Source organism: Sporichthyaceae bacterium (assembly GCA_036269075.1).
GTDB lineage: Bacteria > Actinomycetota > Actinomycetes > Sporichthyales > Sporichthyaceae > DASQPJ01.
This window is the reverse complement of record DATASX010000006.1, coordinates 12,701-27,550: the sequence shown is the minus strand read 5'-3', so window position 1 is coordinate 27,550 and position 14,850 is coordinate 12,701. Positions and strand designations below refer to the sequence as shown.

The window sequence follows — 14,850 nt, the reverse complement described above, 5'->3', positions numbered from 1 at the left end:
CTCCCCGGCAGCCTTCAACTTCACCGACCCCGCGAAGTTGAACCCCTCGCACTTGAGGAACAGCGGCTCGTCGATAACCGCACGCAGATCCACGTACAAGTCATCCGTGTTGAACTCCTGCGGCGACGAGATCACCGGCATCGTGCGCTCCTCGGGTGGGGCTCGGTCGGGAAGCTGCCGATGGCAGCTCTGCAGCCCTCTGAACGAATGAGAGCACCCTGGGCCGAACAGCGGCATGACCTTGGCCCTTCGGACGATGTGCGAAGCGCATGGTTAACGACTGGCTAACCGAATACGAGTCTTGTGATGGTTCCAGCGCGCGAATGTGAGATCGCCTCCACTCTGTGGTTACGGCGGGCGCGCTGGGGTTCGAGGTCTGCTCGAACCGAAGACCGGCGCCGAACGTCGAAGTCCGCTGGTGGGGGCCAGTCGCGGGCGTCAACGCGTATTCAAGGGAGGCGCTGTGACAACCTGCGTCGGGGGTCGGTCGGCCGCTGAGCTGGCCACCGAACTGGCCGACATCCTCGCCGACGTGCTCGGGGTGGCGGTCGTCGAGACCGGGGCGGGCTTCTTCGACGAACTGGGCGCGGACTCGCTGCTGATGGCGAAGTTCTGCTCCCGGGTTCGCAAGCGGGCCGACCTGCCCAACGTGTCGATGAAGGACGTCTACCGCTGGACGAACGTGGCCGCGCTGGCCGCCGGCCTGGCCGCGACCGCTCCCCCGCCGACCGCTGCCGCGGCACCGGCTGCCCTCGACTCGTCGACGGCCCTGACCGCGGCGCTGTCCGCGCTGATCGCCGAGGTCCTGGAGCTCGACCAGGTGGCCGCCGACGCGCACTTCTTCGACGACTTGGGCGCGGATTCGCTGACCATGGCGAAGTTCTGCTCCCGCGTGCGCAAGCGCGCCGACCTGCCCAACGTGTCGATGAAGGACATCTACCGCGATTCCAGCGTGGCCGCGCTGGCCCGCACCCTCAACGCCGGCCACGCCCCGGCAGCGCCGGTGGTCGCAGTGGTCGCGGGGGCGCCGGTCGCGCCCCTCGAGCCGCCGGCCCCCGCGCAGGTCCGTACGCCCGCGGCGCCGGTCGGCCGGTTGCAGCACTTCGCGATCGGCTGCGCGCAACTGCTGCTGCTGCTGACCCTGCCGGTCGTGCTGGCATTCGTGGGCGTGCTCGCGGACAACTGGATGACCGACGTCGACGGACCCTGGGACGCCTGGTTCCGGGCGATGTCGGTCGGCGCAGCGGGCGTCCTGGCCTCCTTCGCGATCCCGGTCATGTTCAAGTGGGCGCTGATCGGCCGATGGAAGCAGACCGAGATCCGCGTCTGGACCTGGAACTACTTACGGTTCTGGGTCGTGAAGTCGCTGGTCCAGAAGAACCCGATGATCCACCTGGTCAACGGATCCCCGTTGATGTCGCTGTACCTGCGGGCGCTCGGCGCGAAGGTCGGCCGCGGCACCACCATCTTCATGAACACCGTCCCGGTGTGCACCGACCTGCTGCGGATCGGCTCGGACACCGTGATCCGCAAGGACGCCGTGATCAGCGGCTACCACGCGCAGGCCGGGGTGATCCGGACCGGGCGGATAGTCATCGGCGACCACGTGGTGATCGGCGCCAAGGCCGTCGTCGACATCGAGACCCGCATCGGCGACGAGGCACAGCTCGGCCACGCCTCGGTTCTGATGCCGGGTCAGATGATTCCCAACGGTGAGAACTGGGGCGGTTGCCCGGCCGAGCCGATGACGGCGAACTTCCGCACCGACCACGAACTGGGGCGCTCGGGATTCCGGCGCGCGCTGTTCAGCACCTCGCAGCTGGTGAACCTGATCGTGTTGACGATCCCCTTCGGCCTGCTGGTCGTGTCCGGCATGTTCGTGCTGCCCGACTACATGCCCGGCCAGTCCTGGGGCGACGGCACGATGACCGGCTTGGGGTTCTACGAAGGTGCCCTGATCGACTCCGCCGCGGTGTTCTTCGGCGTGACCGCCGTCGCGTTCCCGCTGATGGTGCTGAGCGCGCGGCTGCTGAGCCTGTACGTCCGCCCGGGCAAGGTGTACCCGCTGCACGGCGCGCGCCACACCGCGCTGCGCACGCTCACCCGCATCACCAACATGAAGTACTACTCGGCACTGGTCGCCGATAGCTCGCTGGTGCTGCACTTCCTGCGCGTCGTCGGGTACCGGCTCAAGCCCTACGTGCAGACCGGCACGAACTTCGGCACCGTCATCCACGACAGCCCGTTCGGGATCTCGGTCGGCAAGAACACGGTCGTCGCCGACGGCCTGTCCATCACCAACGCCGAGTACTCCGCCTCCTCGTTCCGGGTCTCCCCGACCCGCATCGGCGCGGACAACTTCCTCGGCAACGGCATCGTCTACCCGCCGGACAGCCGCGCGGGTGACAACGTCCTGCTCGGCACGATGGTGATGGTCCCCACCGACGGCCCGATGCGCGAGGGCATCGGCCTGCTCGGCTCACCGGCATTCGAGATCCCGCGCAGCGTCGCCCGCGACCACGGTCTGGCCGTCGTCGACCCGGCCGAGGTCAAGCGTGGCCTGCGGCGCAAGAACCGGCACAACGGCATCAGCGTGGTCTGGTTCTGCGTGGTCCGCTGGCTGGCGCTGTTCGGGGTGTTCGTCGCCGCGGAAGGCGCCGGCGAGCTCTACAACAGCATCGGCAACTGGTCGTTCGCCGTCACCGACATCGGCTACGGCGTGTTCCTGATGCTGTTCTACATGGCCGTCGAGCGGGCGGTCACCCACTACGCAACCCTGGTCCCGGACGGCGTCTCGATCTACGACAACAAGTTCTGGCGGCACGAGCGCTACTGGAAGATCCCGAACCGCGGCTACGTCCAGTTCCTGGCGGGAACCCCGCTCAAGCCGATCTTCTGGCGGATGCTGGGAATGAAGGTCGGCCGGCAGGTCTTCGACGACGGGGCGGCCTTCCCCGAGAAGAGCTTCATGACCATCGGCGACTTCGTCACGCTGAACCTGGCCAGCGGCGTGCAGACCCATTCGCAGGAGGACGGCGCGTTCAAGTCCGCCCGCAGCGAGGTGTGCGCCGGCGCCACCCTGGGCGTGGCCTCCTTCGTGCACTACGGGACCCGCATCGGTGCGGGCGCGGTGATCGCGGCCGGCTCGTTCCTGATGAAGGGCGAGCAGGTCCCCGACGGCGAGCACTGGGGCGGCAACCCGGCCGAGCCGCTGGACGCCGCGGTGCTCCCGGCCGACGAACTGTTCGCCGCGCCGGACCGCGCGGTCGCGTCGATCCCGGCGCAGCGCGCCGGCCGGTCCCGCCTGGTCCTGGCCGGGTACTCACTCGCGCTCGGCGCAGCCGGTGCCTGGGTGACGTTGGACGGCGCGCTGTCCGGCGGCTACCCGGTCGCCTGGACAGGTCTGGGCGCGGCGGCCTGGCTCACCGGGCTGCTCGGCCTGGCCTACGCCGTCGGCGGCGAGGCGTCCCGACCTGCGACTTCTCATGGCCCGTCGGCCCATCAGGAGCCCTCGATCGCCCCAGCCGCCGCGCGAATTGCGGAGGTTGCGACGGTGCCGGCCAAGCCCGCGGCCAAACCCGCGGCCGCGATCCGGGTGGCCAAGGCCAAGGCCCGGACCAAGGCCGCGCGCGGGCCGGCGATCGCGAGCCGAGTGGCCGAAGCCCCGACGCCGGTCGCCGCGCCGGCGTCGATCCAGCCGCAGGCCCAGGCCCCGGCACCGGTCGTCGCGGTCCCGAGCGCTGAGCTGCCCACGTACGACCTGCCCACGCTCGACCCGTCGACGATCACCGGAGCCAGCGACGCCTGGGCCCGGCTGTCCGCCCAGCTCGACGCGCTGGAGGACCTGCGGGCCAGGTGGGCCGCCGGGGAGGGCGGCAAGTGACGCGGCACTTCGTCTACCGCCTGATCCCGCACCAGCCGCAGGGCGGCGACCCCAGCGCCGACGCCGTGATCGGTGAGCACCTGGCGTACTGGGCCGCGCTGTTCGACGCCGGCCAGGTCGTGGTCGCCGGTCCGGTGAGCAGCGAGCTCGGGGTCTGGGGGCTGGCGATCGTCGCGGCGCAGGACGCCGAGCAGGTGTGCAGCCTCGGCCGCGCGGACCCGGCCGTGCTGGCCGGCATCGCCGACTTCGAGGTGCTGGAGATGCCCAGCTCACTGGCCAGGCCGTTGCGGCCCAGCGCAGCTGCCAACCCTCGTCGCCTGGCTCACCCACGACCTACCCGAGACGTTCCCCGCAGGCCACGGCGCTGCGACTGATTGAACTCATTCGCGGGTAGCACAATTGATGTTGGAACCTGCAGGCTCCAGAACCCGCGTGCGTGGAGGGGCACCTAGCCATGACCAGTCGATTCAAACCCGGGCGCGCAGCAGCGCGATTGGCCGGATACGCACTGACCTTGACACTCGGCGTCGGCCTGGCCGGCCCGGCGTTCGCCGCCGGCCCCGCCGATCCCCCGCCCTCACCACCGTCGTCCAGCGACGGCACCGACAAGGCCCCGCCCAACCCGGACAAGCCACCGGCCCACCCCGAGAACAACGACAAGGACTACTACTGCAGGTCCGACCCCAACTGGTACATGTGCCAGAAGCCGGCTCCCAAAGGCTGACGGGCCTCAGACCACCCGACGTCTGATCAGCACCACCAGCAGCGCCCCGGCGGGCAGCAGCGGAAGCCAGACCGTGATCATCCGGTAGGCGATCGTTGCGCCCGCCGCGGTGCTTCCCGGGACCCCGGCAGCCACCAGCGCGGCGATCAGGGCCACGTCCAGGGCACCCACGGCCCCCGGGGCGGGCAGGATCCCGGTCACCGCGGCTGCGGCCAGGTACAGCACCAGCACGTGCACCAGCGCCAACTGGACGCCGATCGAGCGGGCCACCGCGTAGAGCACCACGGAGTGCAGCACCGGGCCGGTCAGCGAGCCGCCCCACAACGCGGCCGCCCGGCGCCAGTCGCGCATCACGGTGAAGCCCTCGCGCAGGTCACGCGCGGCCTCCCACAGCCGACGCAGCGGGAGCCGACCCGGCGCCTCCGCCTTGCGGGCCAGCCGCGCGGTCCCCACCCCGGCACCGACCAGCCCCGCCAGACCCACCGGCCAGGCCCACCACGGCACCCCGGGGACCCGACCCATGCCGTTTGGGCGCCAGACCACGATCGCGAACAGCAGCACCACGTGCCCGGCCCAGCCGACGAACGTGCGCACCAGCACCGCCGAGGCCGCCGCCGAGCGGCTCAGGCCCTGACGACGCAGGAAACGGCCGTTCACGGCCATGGTTCCGCAGCCGGACGGCATCACGTGGTCCGCGAACGACGAGGCCACCTGGACCGCGCACAGCGGAACGAACGGGAGCCGGACGCGCGCCGCCCCGGCCTGGGAGATCGTGCCGGTCAACCACAGCAGCCCCCCGGCCACGGCCGCGACCGCCAGCCAGCGCGGGTCGGCCGTGCCGAGCCGGGCGAACCCCCGCCCGAGCGTGCCGCGATTTCCGAACCCGATCGCGGCGACCGCCAGAAACGTCAGTCCGGCCGCCGCGAGCCCCAACCGGGAACTCCTCGGATGTTCCGAACGCACGTGCCTCTACCCCGTGTCTGTTGTTTCGCCGTCAGTGTTTCGCCGTCAGCCGTCCGTCGGGTCCGCACCGCCCCGTGCCGGGGTCCGACAGGCGCCCGCCGCGCGGGCATCTGGTCGACTCTGCCCAAGACTGGGTGTAGGGACCATGTGACACACCCGGTTGGGACCGGTCTCACAGTGATCCCCGACCCATTCGCACCCGCGAGCGGCGATGCCCGACGGGGGATCGGCGGTGGCTCACATCGACCGCACACCCATGGCGCGGGATGCTTGATCACGTGCGCGTACTGGTGGTCGAGGACTCCGCGGCGATGGCCTCGGTGATCCGTCGTGGGCTGGTCGAGGAGGGGTTCGCGGTCGACGTCGCCCCGGACGGGTCCGAGGGGCTGTGGATGGCCCTGGAGTGGGACTACGACCTGATCGTGCTCGACGCGATGCTGCCCGGCCTCGACGGCTTCGAGGTGTGCCGCCGGCTGCGGGCCGGGCAACGCTGGGCCCCGGTGCTGATGCTGACCGCCCGGACCTCGGTCGACGACCGGGTCACCGGGCTCAACGCCGGCGCCGACGACTACCTGGTCAAGCCGTTCGCGTTGCGCGAACTGGTGGCCCGGCTGCAGGCGCTGCTGCGGCGCGGGACGACCAGCCGGCCCACCGTGCTCGAGTGCGGCGACCTGACCATGGACCCGGTCTCCCGGGTGGTGACCCGCGCCGGGACCGAGTTGGACCTGACCGCGAAGGAGTTCGCGGTCCTCGAGCTGTTCATGCGCCACCCCGGTGAGGTGCTGACCCGCACCCGGATCCTCGAGCACGTCTGGGACATGGCCTTCGACCCGTCGAGCAACATCGTCGACCAGTACATCGGCTACCTGCGCCGCAAGATCGACAAGCCGTTCGGCCGGGAGGACCTGACCACGCTGCGCGGTGCCGGGTACCGGCTGGACGCGAGCGAGGCGGGGTGAGACCGCACGGGCTGCGGGCCCGCCTCGTGGTCATCTACACGGCCGCGGCGGCCGTGGTGGTCACCGTCTTCGGGTTCCTGGCCGCCCAAGCACTGGACCACAGCCTGGGCTCGACGTTGGACAGCGTGCTGGCCGCACGGGCCACCCCGTTCCTGCAGGCACTGGCCGACGAGGGCAGCCCGGACATGCCGGCCACCGCGCAGAGCGCCGGCCGGGCCCGGACCACCGACGGCCTGGTCGTCGTGCTCGACGGGTCCGGCGCGGTCCGCTACAGCGAACCGCTCGGGGCGGCGAAGTCGGTCGACGCGGTGCTGCCGGCGGCCGCGGAGGGCTCCCCGGTCCTCGTCGATCGCACCGTGTCCGGGGAGGACCTGCGGCTGCGGGTCGACCGGGTGCCTCGCGCCGACGGGACGTGGACAGTCGTGGTGGGCGTCGGCCGGGAGTCCACGGCCGCGGCAGCCGACCGGGTGCAGGACGCGATGGAGTTCGCCGGACCGGCGCTGCTGGTCGTGGTGGCGGTGGGCACCTGGCTGCTGGCCGGGGCAGCGCTGGCGCCGGTCGAGCGGATGCGCGCGCAGGCGGCCTCGCTCGGGGCGTCGGACTCCGAGGCGCGGCTGAGCGTGCCGGACACTGCCGGTGAGCTGCACCGGCTCGGGGTGACGTTCAACGACCTGCTCGACCGGCTGCACCACTTGCTGTCGCAGCAACGCGAGTTCGTCGCCGACGCCGGGCACGAGTTGCGCACGCCCCTGGCAATCATGTGCGCGGAACTGGAGCTCGCCGACCGGCCGAACCGCACCCTGGAACAGCTGCGGGAGGCGGTCACCGCCACCCGGGTCGAGGCCAACCGGCTCAAGGACCTGGCCGAGGACCTGCTGCTGCTGGCCGCGGACGGCCGGCGGCTCCTCGAACGGGTCGACCTGTCCGACATCGTCGCCGAGGCCGTCGCCGCGCGGCTGCCCGGCGCGCAGCGCGCCGGCGTGCGGCTGGAGCAGCCCACCGATGCCGCGTTCCCGGTGCTGGGCGACCCGGCGGCCCTGCGGCGCAGCTTGGACAACCTGCTGTCCAACGCGCTGGACCACACCGGCCCGGGCGGGCGCGTCGAGGTCCGGCTGGAACCCGACGGCCCCGGGCGGGTGTGCCTGTCCGTGACCGACACCGGCCCCGGCTTCCCGGCGGACTTCCTGCCGCACGCCTTCGACCGGTTCCGCCGCGCCGACACCGCACGCGCCTCGCGGCTGGCCGGATCCAGCACCGGGCTGGGGCTCTCGATCGTCGCGGCAATCGTGGCCAACCACGGCGGCAGCGTGCACGCGGTCAACAACGACCCGCCGCCGGGCGCCCGCGTCAGCCTCATCCTCCCGACCGCCCCGGCGGCCCAATCGGACGATTCACATCATCCCCACACGATCGGCGGGTGATGATTCCAGATGTAGGCGGGGGCCGAGTCTGGGCGGAGCACTTCTTGAGCAACTTGCGTGGACCTGTCGCGGCACGCGTCGCCCGCTGGAGCACCGTGGGCGCGACCGGGCTCGGCGTCGGGTACCTGCTCGGCGACAAGGACGTCGGCCTTGCCATCGTGCTCGCCGGCTACCTGTTCAGCTGGCGCGGCTGGCCCGACCGCCGACCCCGCGGCTGACCCACCCGGCCCGCGCCCGGCCCACACCACACCCGGCCCGCGCCTCACCCGGCTCTCACCCGACCCGGCCCGCCCCACACCCGGCCCGCCCCACACCCGGCTCTCACACCACGCCCGGCTCACACCACACCTGGGCAGAGTTGCAACCCCTGGTGCGATCTCCGGCCGGATCTCGCCTCCGCAGTTGCAACCCTGCCCACCAGTTGTGAGGCCAGTTGTCGGGTTGCGAGGCCAGTGGGGAGGCCGGGCAGGGTCAGCGGAACTGCGGCATGACCCGCTCGGCAAGCAGGCGCATGGTGGTCGTGTCCGGGTAGTCCGAGCACCACGGGTAGAAGCCGGTGCAGCCCAGTTCGGCGTAGGTCGCGACTTTCTCGGCGACCTGCTCGGGGGTGCCGACGAGGTTGCCGGAACGCCAGGAGTCGAACTCCTCGCCCCAGACGCTGCGGCTGCCGCCGGCAGTGAGTTCAGCCTCGGTCTCGCGGATGAAAACCTCCGGCGACCACGTCTTGGCGATCTCGTCGTAGTCGCGGCCGACAGCGGCGCAGTGCTCCTTGAGGATCTCGCACTTCGCGGCGAACTCGTGCGGCTTGCCGCCGAAGTTCGCGGCGTCGCCGAGACGCGCCACCACCCGCAGCGTGAGCTTCTCCCCGCCCCCGCCGATGAGCACCTGCGGACGCGGGGACTGGATCGGCTTCGGGTCGCACTGCGCCCGGTCGAGGGTGAAGTGGCGGCCGGAGTAGGAGAACGACGACTCGCGCCACAACCCGGTCACGATCTAGACGGTCTCCCGCATGACCCGGATGCGGTCGGCGTTGGACGCGAATTCGTAGCCGTAGCCGGAGAACTCGTTGCGGTACCAGCCCGCGCCGATGCCCCAGATGAGCCGGCCGCCGGAGATCACGTCGAGGTTCGCGGTGATCTTGGCCAGCAGCGCCGGGTTACGGTACGGGGCGCACCCGACCATCTGGCCGAGCATGATCCGCGACGTGCGCTGGGAGATGGCCGCCAGCGTCGTCCAGCACTCGAACACGGCCTCCTCGGCCGGCTTCGGCACGTTGTGGAAGTGGTCGTAGACCCAGAGGGAGTCGAAGCCCAACTGCTCGGCCAGCTCGGCTATCTCGACGGCCTTCGCCCACTTCGCGACCGGGTCGGCGATGCCTTTGAGCTCGTTCTTCCAACCCTGCGGCACGAACACACCGAACTGAAGGCTCATGCCCACAGATCATCACACCGCACTCGGGCACCCCGGCCCCAGGCCCACCGGGTCAGGCCATCAGGCCGGCGGCCAGGGTGCCGCCGAGTTCCAGGCACGCCGCGAGGTCGTCCTTGGTCGGCGCGCCGGCGACCACCACCGGTTGGGCCGCCTTGACCCAGCCCAGCGCGTCGGCGATCGACTCGACCGCGCGGATCGCCCCGCCGGCGTCGAGATTGCCGTGCACCCACAGCCCGTACGGGCGCCCGCGGGTGTCATCGAGCACCGGGTAGTAGATCTGGTCGAAGAAGTGCTTCAGCGCCCCGGACATGTAGCCGATGTTCGCCGGCGTGCCGAGCAGGAAACCGTCGGCGCCCAGCACGTCGCTCGCGCTCGCGGCCAGTGCCGCCCGCCGGATCACCTCGACGCCGGCGATGTCCGGATCGGTCGCGCCGCGGCGCACCGCGTCCAGCAGTTCAGCCGTGGCCGGCGACGGGGTGTGATGCACAATCAGCAGTTTTGCCATACCCGCCTCCGATCTGACGCGCCGTCAGTCTACTTGGGTTCGTAGATCGCGACGCCCGCGCCGTCGACGGAGGACCGCACGCGGCCGCGTTCGGCGAGCACGATCAGATGGGCCGAGGTCTCACCGGTGGCCAGGACCCGGTTGAACACGTCGAGGCTGTCGAACGAGCGGTTGTGCCGGGTCCAGCCCAGTCGACGGGCGGCCTCGAACGCGGTCCCGGCGCCGGCCACGACCGCTTCCTCGGTGGCGTCCAGCCGGGCCTCGTGATGGGCGATCAGCTCGTGGACGCGGACGTGCACCGAGTGCGTCGGGCCACCGTGCGCGGGCAACATGCGCACGTCGGGGTAGGCCAGCAGCAGGCGCAGCGAGGTGAGGAAGTCACCCAAGGGGTTCTCCGGGCGCGAGGCCTCGAACCCGATCGACGGGGTTATGTGCGGCAGCACGTGATCGCCGCTGAACAGCACCCCGGCCTGCGCGTCCAGGAACACCAGGTGCCCGCGGGTGTGGCCGGGAGTCGGGATCGCGGTGAGGCTGCGCGCACCGACCTGCAGGACGGCGTCCGGCTCGATCCACTCGTCCGGCAGCTCGAAGGGCGAGCGCTCCGCCACCGCGGCCTCGGAGGACACGGTCCGTGTCCACTCGTCCAGCAGCTCGATCGCGCCCCAGCCGGGCAGCATGCGTCCGGCCTCGCTGGAGCCCTTGCTGTTGATCGCGGCGATGATGTTCGCCTTCTCGCCGAGCCCGATCGCCACCTTGGCGCCCAACGTCCGGCGCACCTCGATGCCCAGCGTGTAGTGGTCGCGATGGGCGTGGGTGACCAGGAATCGGTTGATGGTCCCGAGGTCGTGCCCGATCGAGGCCAGCGCGGCCTCCAGCGCGGCCCGCGACTGCGCCAACGCCCAGCCGGAGTCGATCAGCACGCAGCCGGACTCCGGCTTCGTCGGGTCGGTCAGCGCGTAGACGTTGACCGCGCGCAGGCCGTCGGTCGGCATCGGCAACGGGATGCGGTGCACCCCCGGCGACACCTCGAAGGCCCCGCTCGCGGTCCAGTCGGGGTTCTCGGCGGGCATCCGCGCACGTTACCGCGCGGTAGGGGTCAGGGTGCGAGCCAGCCCTCCGCCAACGCCGCCAACGGCTCGGTCGGATCCGCGCCGAGCAGTTCGGCCAACGCCCGCACCAGGCGTTCCTGCGGCTCCGGCTGCCCCCCGACACCCATCACGCCGATGCGCCACAACTTCCCGGCCAGCGGACCCAGCCCACCGGAGATCTCGATCCCGTGGTCGACCAGCAGCGCCGTCCGAATCTTCGCCTCGTCGACGTCGACCGGCGGAGCGACCCCGAGCAGCGGGTGCAACTGCTCACCGTCCGGGGCCAGCCGGGTGCAGCCGAGCAGTGCCAACGCGTCGCGCAGTGCGTGGTGGGCCCGCCGGTGGCGCTCCCAGGTCGCGGCCGGCCAACCGTCGCCGACGACCAGCCCGACGGCCTCCCGCAGCGCGAAGATCAGGTTGACCGGCGCGGTGTGGTGGTAGGCGCGGGCCGAGCCCCCGCCCAGGTCCGGGTACCAGTAGTTCAGCACCAGCGACAGGTCGAAGTACCACGAGCGCCCCGGCGCCGTGCGCCGCTTCAGCTTCGCCAACGCCCGGTCGTTCGCGGTCAGCGGCGCCAGCCCGGGGGGTGCGTTCAGGCACTTCTGCGTGCCCGAGAACGCCACGTCGACACCGGCCGCGTCGACCTCCAACCGCTGGCCACCCAGTGAGGTGACGCAGTCGATGAGCAGCAGCGCGTCGTGCTCCCGGCAGGCCTGCGCCAAGCCGTCCAACGGCTGCGCGACCCCGGTCGAGGTCTCTCCGTGCACCACGAACATCGCGTCCAGACCACCGCGCGCCGCCTCGATCAGGGCCTGCGGGTCGATCGCCCGGCCCCATTGCGCCTCGACCCGGACGACATCGGCACCGGCCCGGGTCAGCTCGTCCGCCATCCGCATGCCGAACAGGCCGTGCACGCCGCACACGACCCGGTCGCCCGGGTCGACGAAGTTCGCGACCATCGCCTCCATACCGGCGCTGCCGGTGCCGGAGATCGGCAACGTCGCCGGGTTGGTCGTGCGGAAAGCCGTCCGCAGCAGCTCGATCGTCTCGGTCATCACCGCGGCGAAGGCCGGGTCCATGTGCCCGATGGTCGGGTGGGCCAAAGCGGCCAGGACCGACTCCGGCACCGGGCTCGGACCGGAGCCCAGCAGCAGCCGGGACGGCACGGAGGCGACGGAGTCCGGGGAATTCACTGGCCGGCGTCCTTTCTGACGGTCAGTCAGCACTCGGCAGGTCGAAGCGCGACCGCTGCGACTCGGGCACGAGTGAGAGGTAGGCCTCGGGGTTGTCGGCAATCACCTTGCGCACGTACGGGCAGAGCGGGTGCACCGTCAACCCGCGGGCACGCGCGTCGTTCAGCTCGAAGTCCACCAGTTGCCTACCCAGGCCACGTCCGCCGAAGGCCGCATCGATCTCCGTGTGCACGAACGAGATCACGTCCCCGTCGAGCTTGTAATCGGAGAATCCGACCGGGCGGTCGTCCTCGAGGATCTCGTAGCGGTTGAGCTCGGGGTTGTCGCGAACGGTCACTGTGTTCATGTTCGCTTGTGCTCCTCCGGCGGGTCGGGTGCTCGCGAGCGTATCCGCCACCGGCTGCCTACCCTCGATCCGGTGACCGCGCCCACCGGCTTCGCCGAACTGCTCCAGGACTGGGAGCTGTCCCGGGACGACAACGATCCGTTGCCCGCGACCGATCGGGCCCTGGCCGTACGGACCGCCGAGGGCCGCGCGGCGGTGCTCGTCGGCGACGCCGACCAAAACGCGCACCTGGCCCTGCGGCACTGGGCCGGGCATGGGGCGGTGGAACTGCTCCGCGCCGACCCGCACCGCCACGCCCTGCTGGTGGAGCGGGCCGGCACCGACCTGGCCGAGCACTGGGACCTCGCGGCCGCCGAGGTGGTTGCGCAGCTCTACGGCCGGTTGCACGTGGGGGCGCCGCCGCAACTGCCCACGGTCAACTCCGAATTGGCGACCTGGTGCGCGGCGGTGGCCGGCGAGGAGTCGGCCGCGACCGTGCCACGTCGGCTGATCGAGCAGGCCACTGCCTTGGCCGCCGATCTCGCGAGTGACCCGGCCAGCACCGGGACCCTGCTGCACACCAACCTGCATTACGGGAATGTGCTCGCCGGTGACCGTGAGCCGTGGCTGGCGATCTCACCGCGGCCGCGCAACGGCGACCGGCACTACGAGTTGGCCCCGATGCTCTGGCACCGCTGGGACGAACTGGCCGGAGGAGTCCGCGCCGGGATCCGCGGGCGGTTCGCCACCCTCGTCGAGGTCGCCGGGCTGGACGAGGACCGTGCCCGGGCCTGGGTGATCGTGCGCGCCGTCCACCGCGCGACCCGATTTGCCACAAGGCAAGCCAATCCGGCCGATCGCGACCGCCTGACGGTCTGCGTGACATTGGCCAAAGCTGTGCAGGACTGAGGAAACCTCAAGTCCAAGACCTGATCGCCGATACCTCAGATCAGTCGCCCGGCACTGGCCAGGGCCGTTCCCCGGGGCCTACCAAGATGACAGCAATTCGCGGCGTACGCACCGCGGCCTGGGCACTGACCGCCGCCACCGGTGTCACCCTGCTCAGCCCGACCACCGCACAAGCGGCCTCCGGGCAGAGCGCCCTGCAGCGCACGGTGATCGCGTTGGTCAACGCCCAACGCACACTGGCCGGTTGCTCCGCCCTGTCGCAGAAGGCGAATCTCGACCACTCCGCCGTCGCCCACGCGGCGGAGATGTCCACCATGGACTACTTCAGCCACAGTTCCTACGACGGGACCACCTGGTACAACCGGATCAAGAGCTTCGGCGTGAAGTACCCTGGCGGGGAGAACATCGCCGCGGGATTCTTCAGCGCCACCACGGTGATGACGGCCTGGATGAACTCCCCCGGCCACCGGGCGAACATCCTGGACTGCCAGTTCAAGTCCATCGGCGTCGGCCAGGCCGCCAACGGCGGCTACTGGGTGGAGGACTTCAGCTACTGAGCCCACATGGGCCTGCTCGACGGTACGGGTGTCGACGCCACGATCGGCACGTCCGCCGGGAGGTTGCGCGGGCGCCGGCGGCCCAGCCCTGGCAACCTGCGACCCACATCTGCTCGACATCTGTCACGCAGAGCAGATCGAGCGCGTCGTCCTGCTTGCAGTCGATGGCACAGCCTGGAAACCGGCGCGACCTGAGCTGCTGCAGTTCGCACGGCTCAGGCCAGGCGCAGGCCGAGTACGCGGGCGAGCCCACGGTCGAGGTCGTCCAACAGTCGGGCCGGGAGGGTGCCTGTCCGGCCGTCGAGGTGAGCTCGATCCAGAGTCGCGATCTGGCTGACATTCGCGGCCGAGTCCTGCGGGAGCCCGGTTTCGGCGGCAGGCAACAGGACATTGCCGGGAATGCCGACCAGGCGCAGATTCGTCGTCACGACCACGGCGACAACCGTCGCCAGGGCGCTTCGGTTGTAGGCGTCGGCCGAGACGATCACCACCGGACGCCGTTTCGCGGGAGCCGAGCCACGCGGTCCACCCAGGTCTGCCCACCAGATGTCGCCGCGCTCAGGCGTCATCCGCGCCCAGGGCCCGCGCCGCGGCAGTGACGAATTCCGTGTCCTCGTCGGCCTCGCCCAGAGCCCGGTTGATCGCGTCGGTCAGCCCGGACCCGTCCAGTTCGTCGGCATAGCGCGCGGCCGCCTTGGCGAAGAACTCGCTGCGGGAGATGCCCAAATGCTGGGCGTGGTGATCGACGCGCACGAACAGCTCGTCGCTCAACGAGATTGCTGTCTTCACTGCGTCAGTATAACTCGGTTATACCGGCGCGCCAGAGCGCGCACCGCGGGCCAAGGCGCCCGGCTGGGGCCAACTGTCGGACCCCGCCGGCAGAGTTGCGCCC

General features: G+C 71.0%; 15 protein-coding genes and 1 pseudogene. 8 read left to right on the top strand and 8 right to left on the bottom strand.

Features of this window, described 5'->3' with window-relative positions:
* The first annotated feature begins 463 nt into the window (after positions 1–463).
* From VHU88_01210 to VHU88_01200, 3 genes are all read left to right on the top strand, one after another.
* The gene (locus VHU88_01210) at positions 464–3,883 is read left to right on the top strand and encodes a Pls/PosA family non-ribosomal peptide synthetase (GenBank protein ID HEX3610282.1); all 3,420 of its coding nucleotides are present in this window, start codon (positions 464–466) and stop codon (positions 3,881–3,883) included.
* Complete coding sequence (locus VHU88_01205; protein HEX3610281.1) at positions 3,880–4,257, top strand: YciI family protein; 378 nt, start codon at positions 3,880–3,882, stop codon at positions 4,255–4,257. Before VHU88_01210 ends, VHU88_01205 begins: the two co-directional genes overlap by 4 nt.
* Before the next feature lie 80 nt (positions 4,258–4,337).
* Positions 4,338–4,607, top strand: a complete 270-nt coding sequence (locus tag VHU88_01200) for a hypothetical protein (protein HEX3610280.1) — start codon at positions 4,338–4,340, stop codon at positions 4,605–4,607.
* Positions 4,608–4,613: 6 nt separating this feature from the next.
* Here the strand turns inward: VHU88_01200 and VHU88_01195 are convergent, their stop codons facing one another.
* On the bottom strand, positions 4,614–5,540 hold the full coding sequence (locus VHU88_01195; GenBank protein ID HEX3610279.1) for a lysylphosphatidylglycerol synthase transmembrane domain-containing protein: 927 nt from the start codon (positions 5,538–5,540) through the stop codon (positions 4,614–4,616).
* A gap of 296 nt (positions 5,541–5,836) precedes the next feature.
* Here VHU88_01195 and VHU88_01190 point away from each other — a divergent pair, with 296 nt between their 5' ends.
* The 3 genes from VHU88_01190 to VHU88_01180 are packed head-to-tail and all read left to right on the top strand — an operon-like array spanning position 5,837 to position 8,168.
* Entirely contained in the window at positions 5,837–6,529 is a 693-nt protein-coding gene (locus VHU88_01190; protein ID HEX3610278.1) for a response regulator transcription factor, read from the top strand.
* A complete protein-coding gene (locus VHU88_01185) occupies positions 6,526–7,950 on the top strand; it encodes an ATP-binding protein (protein ID HEX3610277.1) in 1,425 nt (474 codons plus the stop codon). Before VHU88_01190 ends, VHU88_01185 begins: the two co-directional genes overlap by 4 nt.
* 44 nt (positions 7,951–7,994) lie before the next feature.
* The gene (locus VHU88_01180; protein HEX3610276.1) at positions 7,995–8,168 is read left to right on the top strand and encodes a hypothetical protein; all 174 of its coding nucleotides are present in this window, start codon (positions 7,995–7,997) and stop codon (positions 8,166–8,168) included.
* A 253-nt stretch (positions 8,169–8,421) separates the two neighbouring features.
* On the opposite strand, the pseudogene VHU88_01175 reads toward VHU88_01180, so the two are convergent.
* The 5 genes and pseudogenes from VHU88_01175 to VHU88_01155 form a co-directional block, all read right to left on the bottom strand.
* Positions 8,422–9,381 (bottom strand): annotated as a pseudogene (locus tag VHU88_01175) (TIGR03560 family F420-dependent LLM class oxidoreductase).
* Positions 9,382–9,433: 52 nt separating this feature from the next.
* On the bottom strand, positions 9,434–9,886 hold the full coding sequence (locus tag VHU88_01170) for an NAD(P)H-dependent oxidoreductase (protein ID HEX3610275.1): 453 nt from the start codon (positions 9,884–9,886) through the stop codon (positions 9,434–9,436).
* Positions 9,887–9,915: 29 nt separating this feature from the next.
* The gene (locus VHU88_01165; GenBank protein ID HEX3610274.1) at positions 9,916–10,956 is read right to left on the bottom strand and encodes an MBL fold metallo-hydrolase; all 1,041 of its coding nucleotides are present in this window, start codon (positions 10,954–10,956) and stop codon (positions 9,916–9,918) included.
* A gap of 26 nt (positions 10,957–10,982) precedes the next feature.
* On the bottom strand, positions 10,983–12,167 hold the full coding sequence (locus tag VHU88_01160) for an alanine--glyoxylate aminotransferase family protein (protein ID HEX3610273.1): 1,185 nt from the start codon (positions 12,165–12,167) through the stop codon (positions 10,983–10,985).
* Positions 12,168–12,189: 22 nt separating this feature from the next.
* Positions 12,190–12,513, bottom strand: coding sequence for a GNAT family N-acetyltransferase (locus tag VHU88_01155; protein HEX3610272.1), 324 nt, complete (start codon positions 12,511–12,513; stop codon positions 12,190–12,192).
* Positions 12,514–12,585: 72 nt separating this feature from the next.
* On the opposite strand from VHU88_01155, the gene VHU88_01150 reads away from it, so the two are divergent.
* Positions 12,586–13,401, top strand: a complete 816-nt coding sequence (locus VHU88_01150) for an aminoglycoside phosphotransferase family protein (GenBank protein HEX3610271.1) — start codon at positions 12,586–12,588, stop codon at positions 13,399–13,401.
* Between the two features lie 86 nt (positions 13,402–13,487).
* The gene (locus VHU88_01145) at positions 13,488–13,958 is read left to right on the top strand and encodes a CAP domain-containing protein (GenBank protein HEX3610270.1); all 471 of its coding nucleotides are present in this window, start codon (positions 13,488–13,490) and stop codon (positions 13,956–13,958) included.
* Positions 13,959–14,173: 215 nt separating this feature from the next.
* Here the strand turns inward: VHU88_01145 and VHU88_01140 are convergent, their stop codons facing one another.
* The gene (locus tag VHU88_01140; GenBank protein ID HEX3610269.1) at positions 14,174–14,527 is read right to left on the bottom strand and encodes a type II toxin-antitoxin system PemK/MazF family toxin; all 354 of its coding nucleotides are present in this window, start codon (positions 14,525–14,527) and stop codon (positions 14,174–14,176) included.
* The gene (locus tag VHU88_01135) at positions 14,517–14,747 is read right to left on the bottom strand and encodes a hypothetical protein (GenBank protein ID HEX3610268.1); all 231 of its coding nucleotides are present in this window, start codon (positions 14,745–14,747) and stop codon (positions 14,517–14,519) included. Before VHU88_01135 ends, VHU88_01140 begins: the two co-directional genes overlap by 11 nt.
* Between the last annotated feature and the right edge of the window lie 103 nt (positions 14,748–14,850).

Bases quoted from the DNA above. Each gene is read 5' to 3' on its own strand.
- VHU88_01200 (HEX3610280.1), top strand. From the start codon at position 4,338: ATGACCAGTCGATTCAAACCCGGGCGCGCAGCAGCGCGATTGGCCGGA.
- VHU88_01190 (HEX3610278.1), top strand. From the start codon at position 5,837: ATGCTTGATCACGTGCGCGTACTGGTGGTCGAGGACTCCGCGGCGATG.
- VHU88_01170 (HEX3610275.1), bottom strand. From the start codon at position 9,886: ATGGCAAAACTGCTGATTGTGCATCACACCCCGTCGCCGGCCACGGCT.
- VHU88_01165 (HEX3610274.1), bottom strand. From the start codon at position 10,956: ATGCCCGCCGAGAACCCCGACTGGACCGCGAGCGGGGCCTTCGAGGTG.
- VHU88_01155 (HEX3610272.1), bottom strand. From the start codon at position 12,513: ATGAACACAGTGACCGTTCGCGACAACCCCGAGCTCAACCGCTACGAG.
- VHU88_01145 (HEX3610270.1), top strand. From the start codon at position 13,488: ATGACAGCAATTCGCGGCGTACGCACCGCGGCCTGGGCACTGACCGCC.
- VHU88_01140 (HEX3610269.1), bottom strand. From the start codon at position 14,527: ATGACGCCTGAGCGCGGCGACATCTGGTGGGCAGACCTGGGTGGACCG.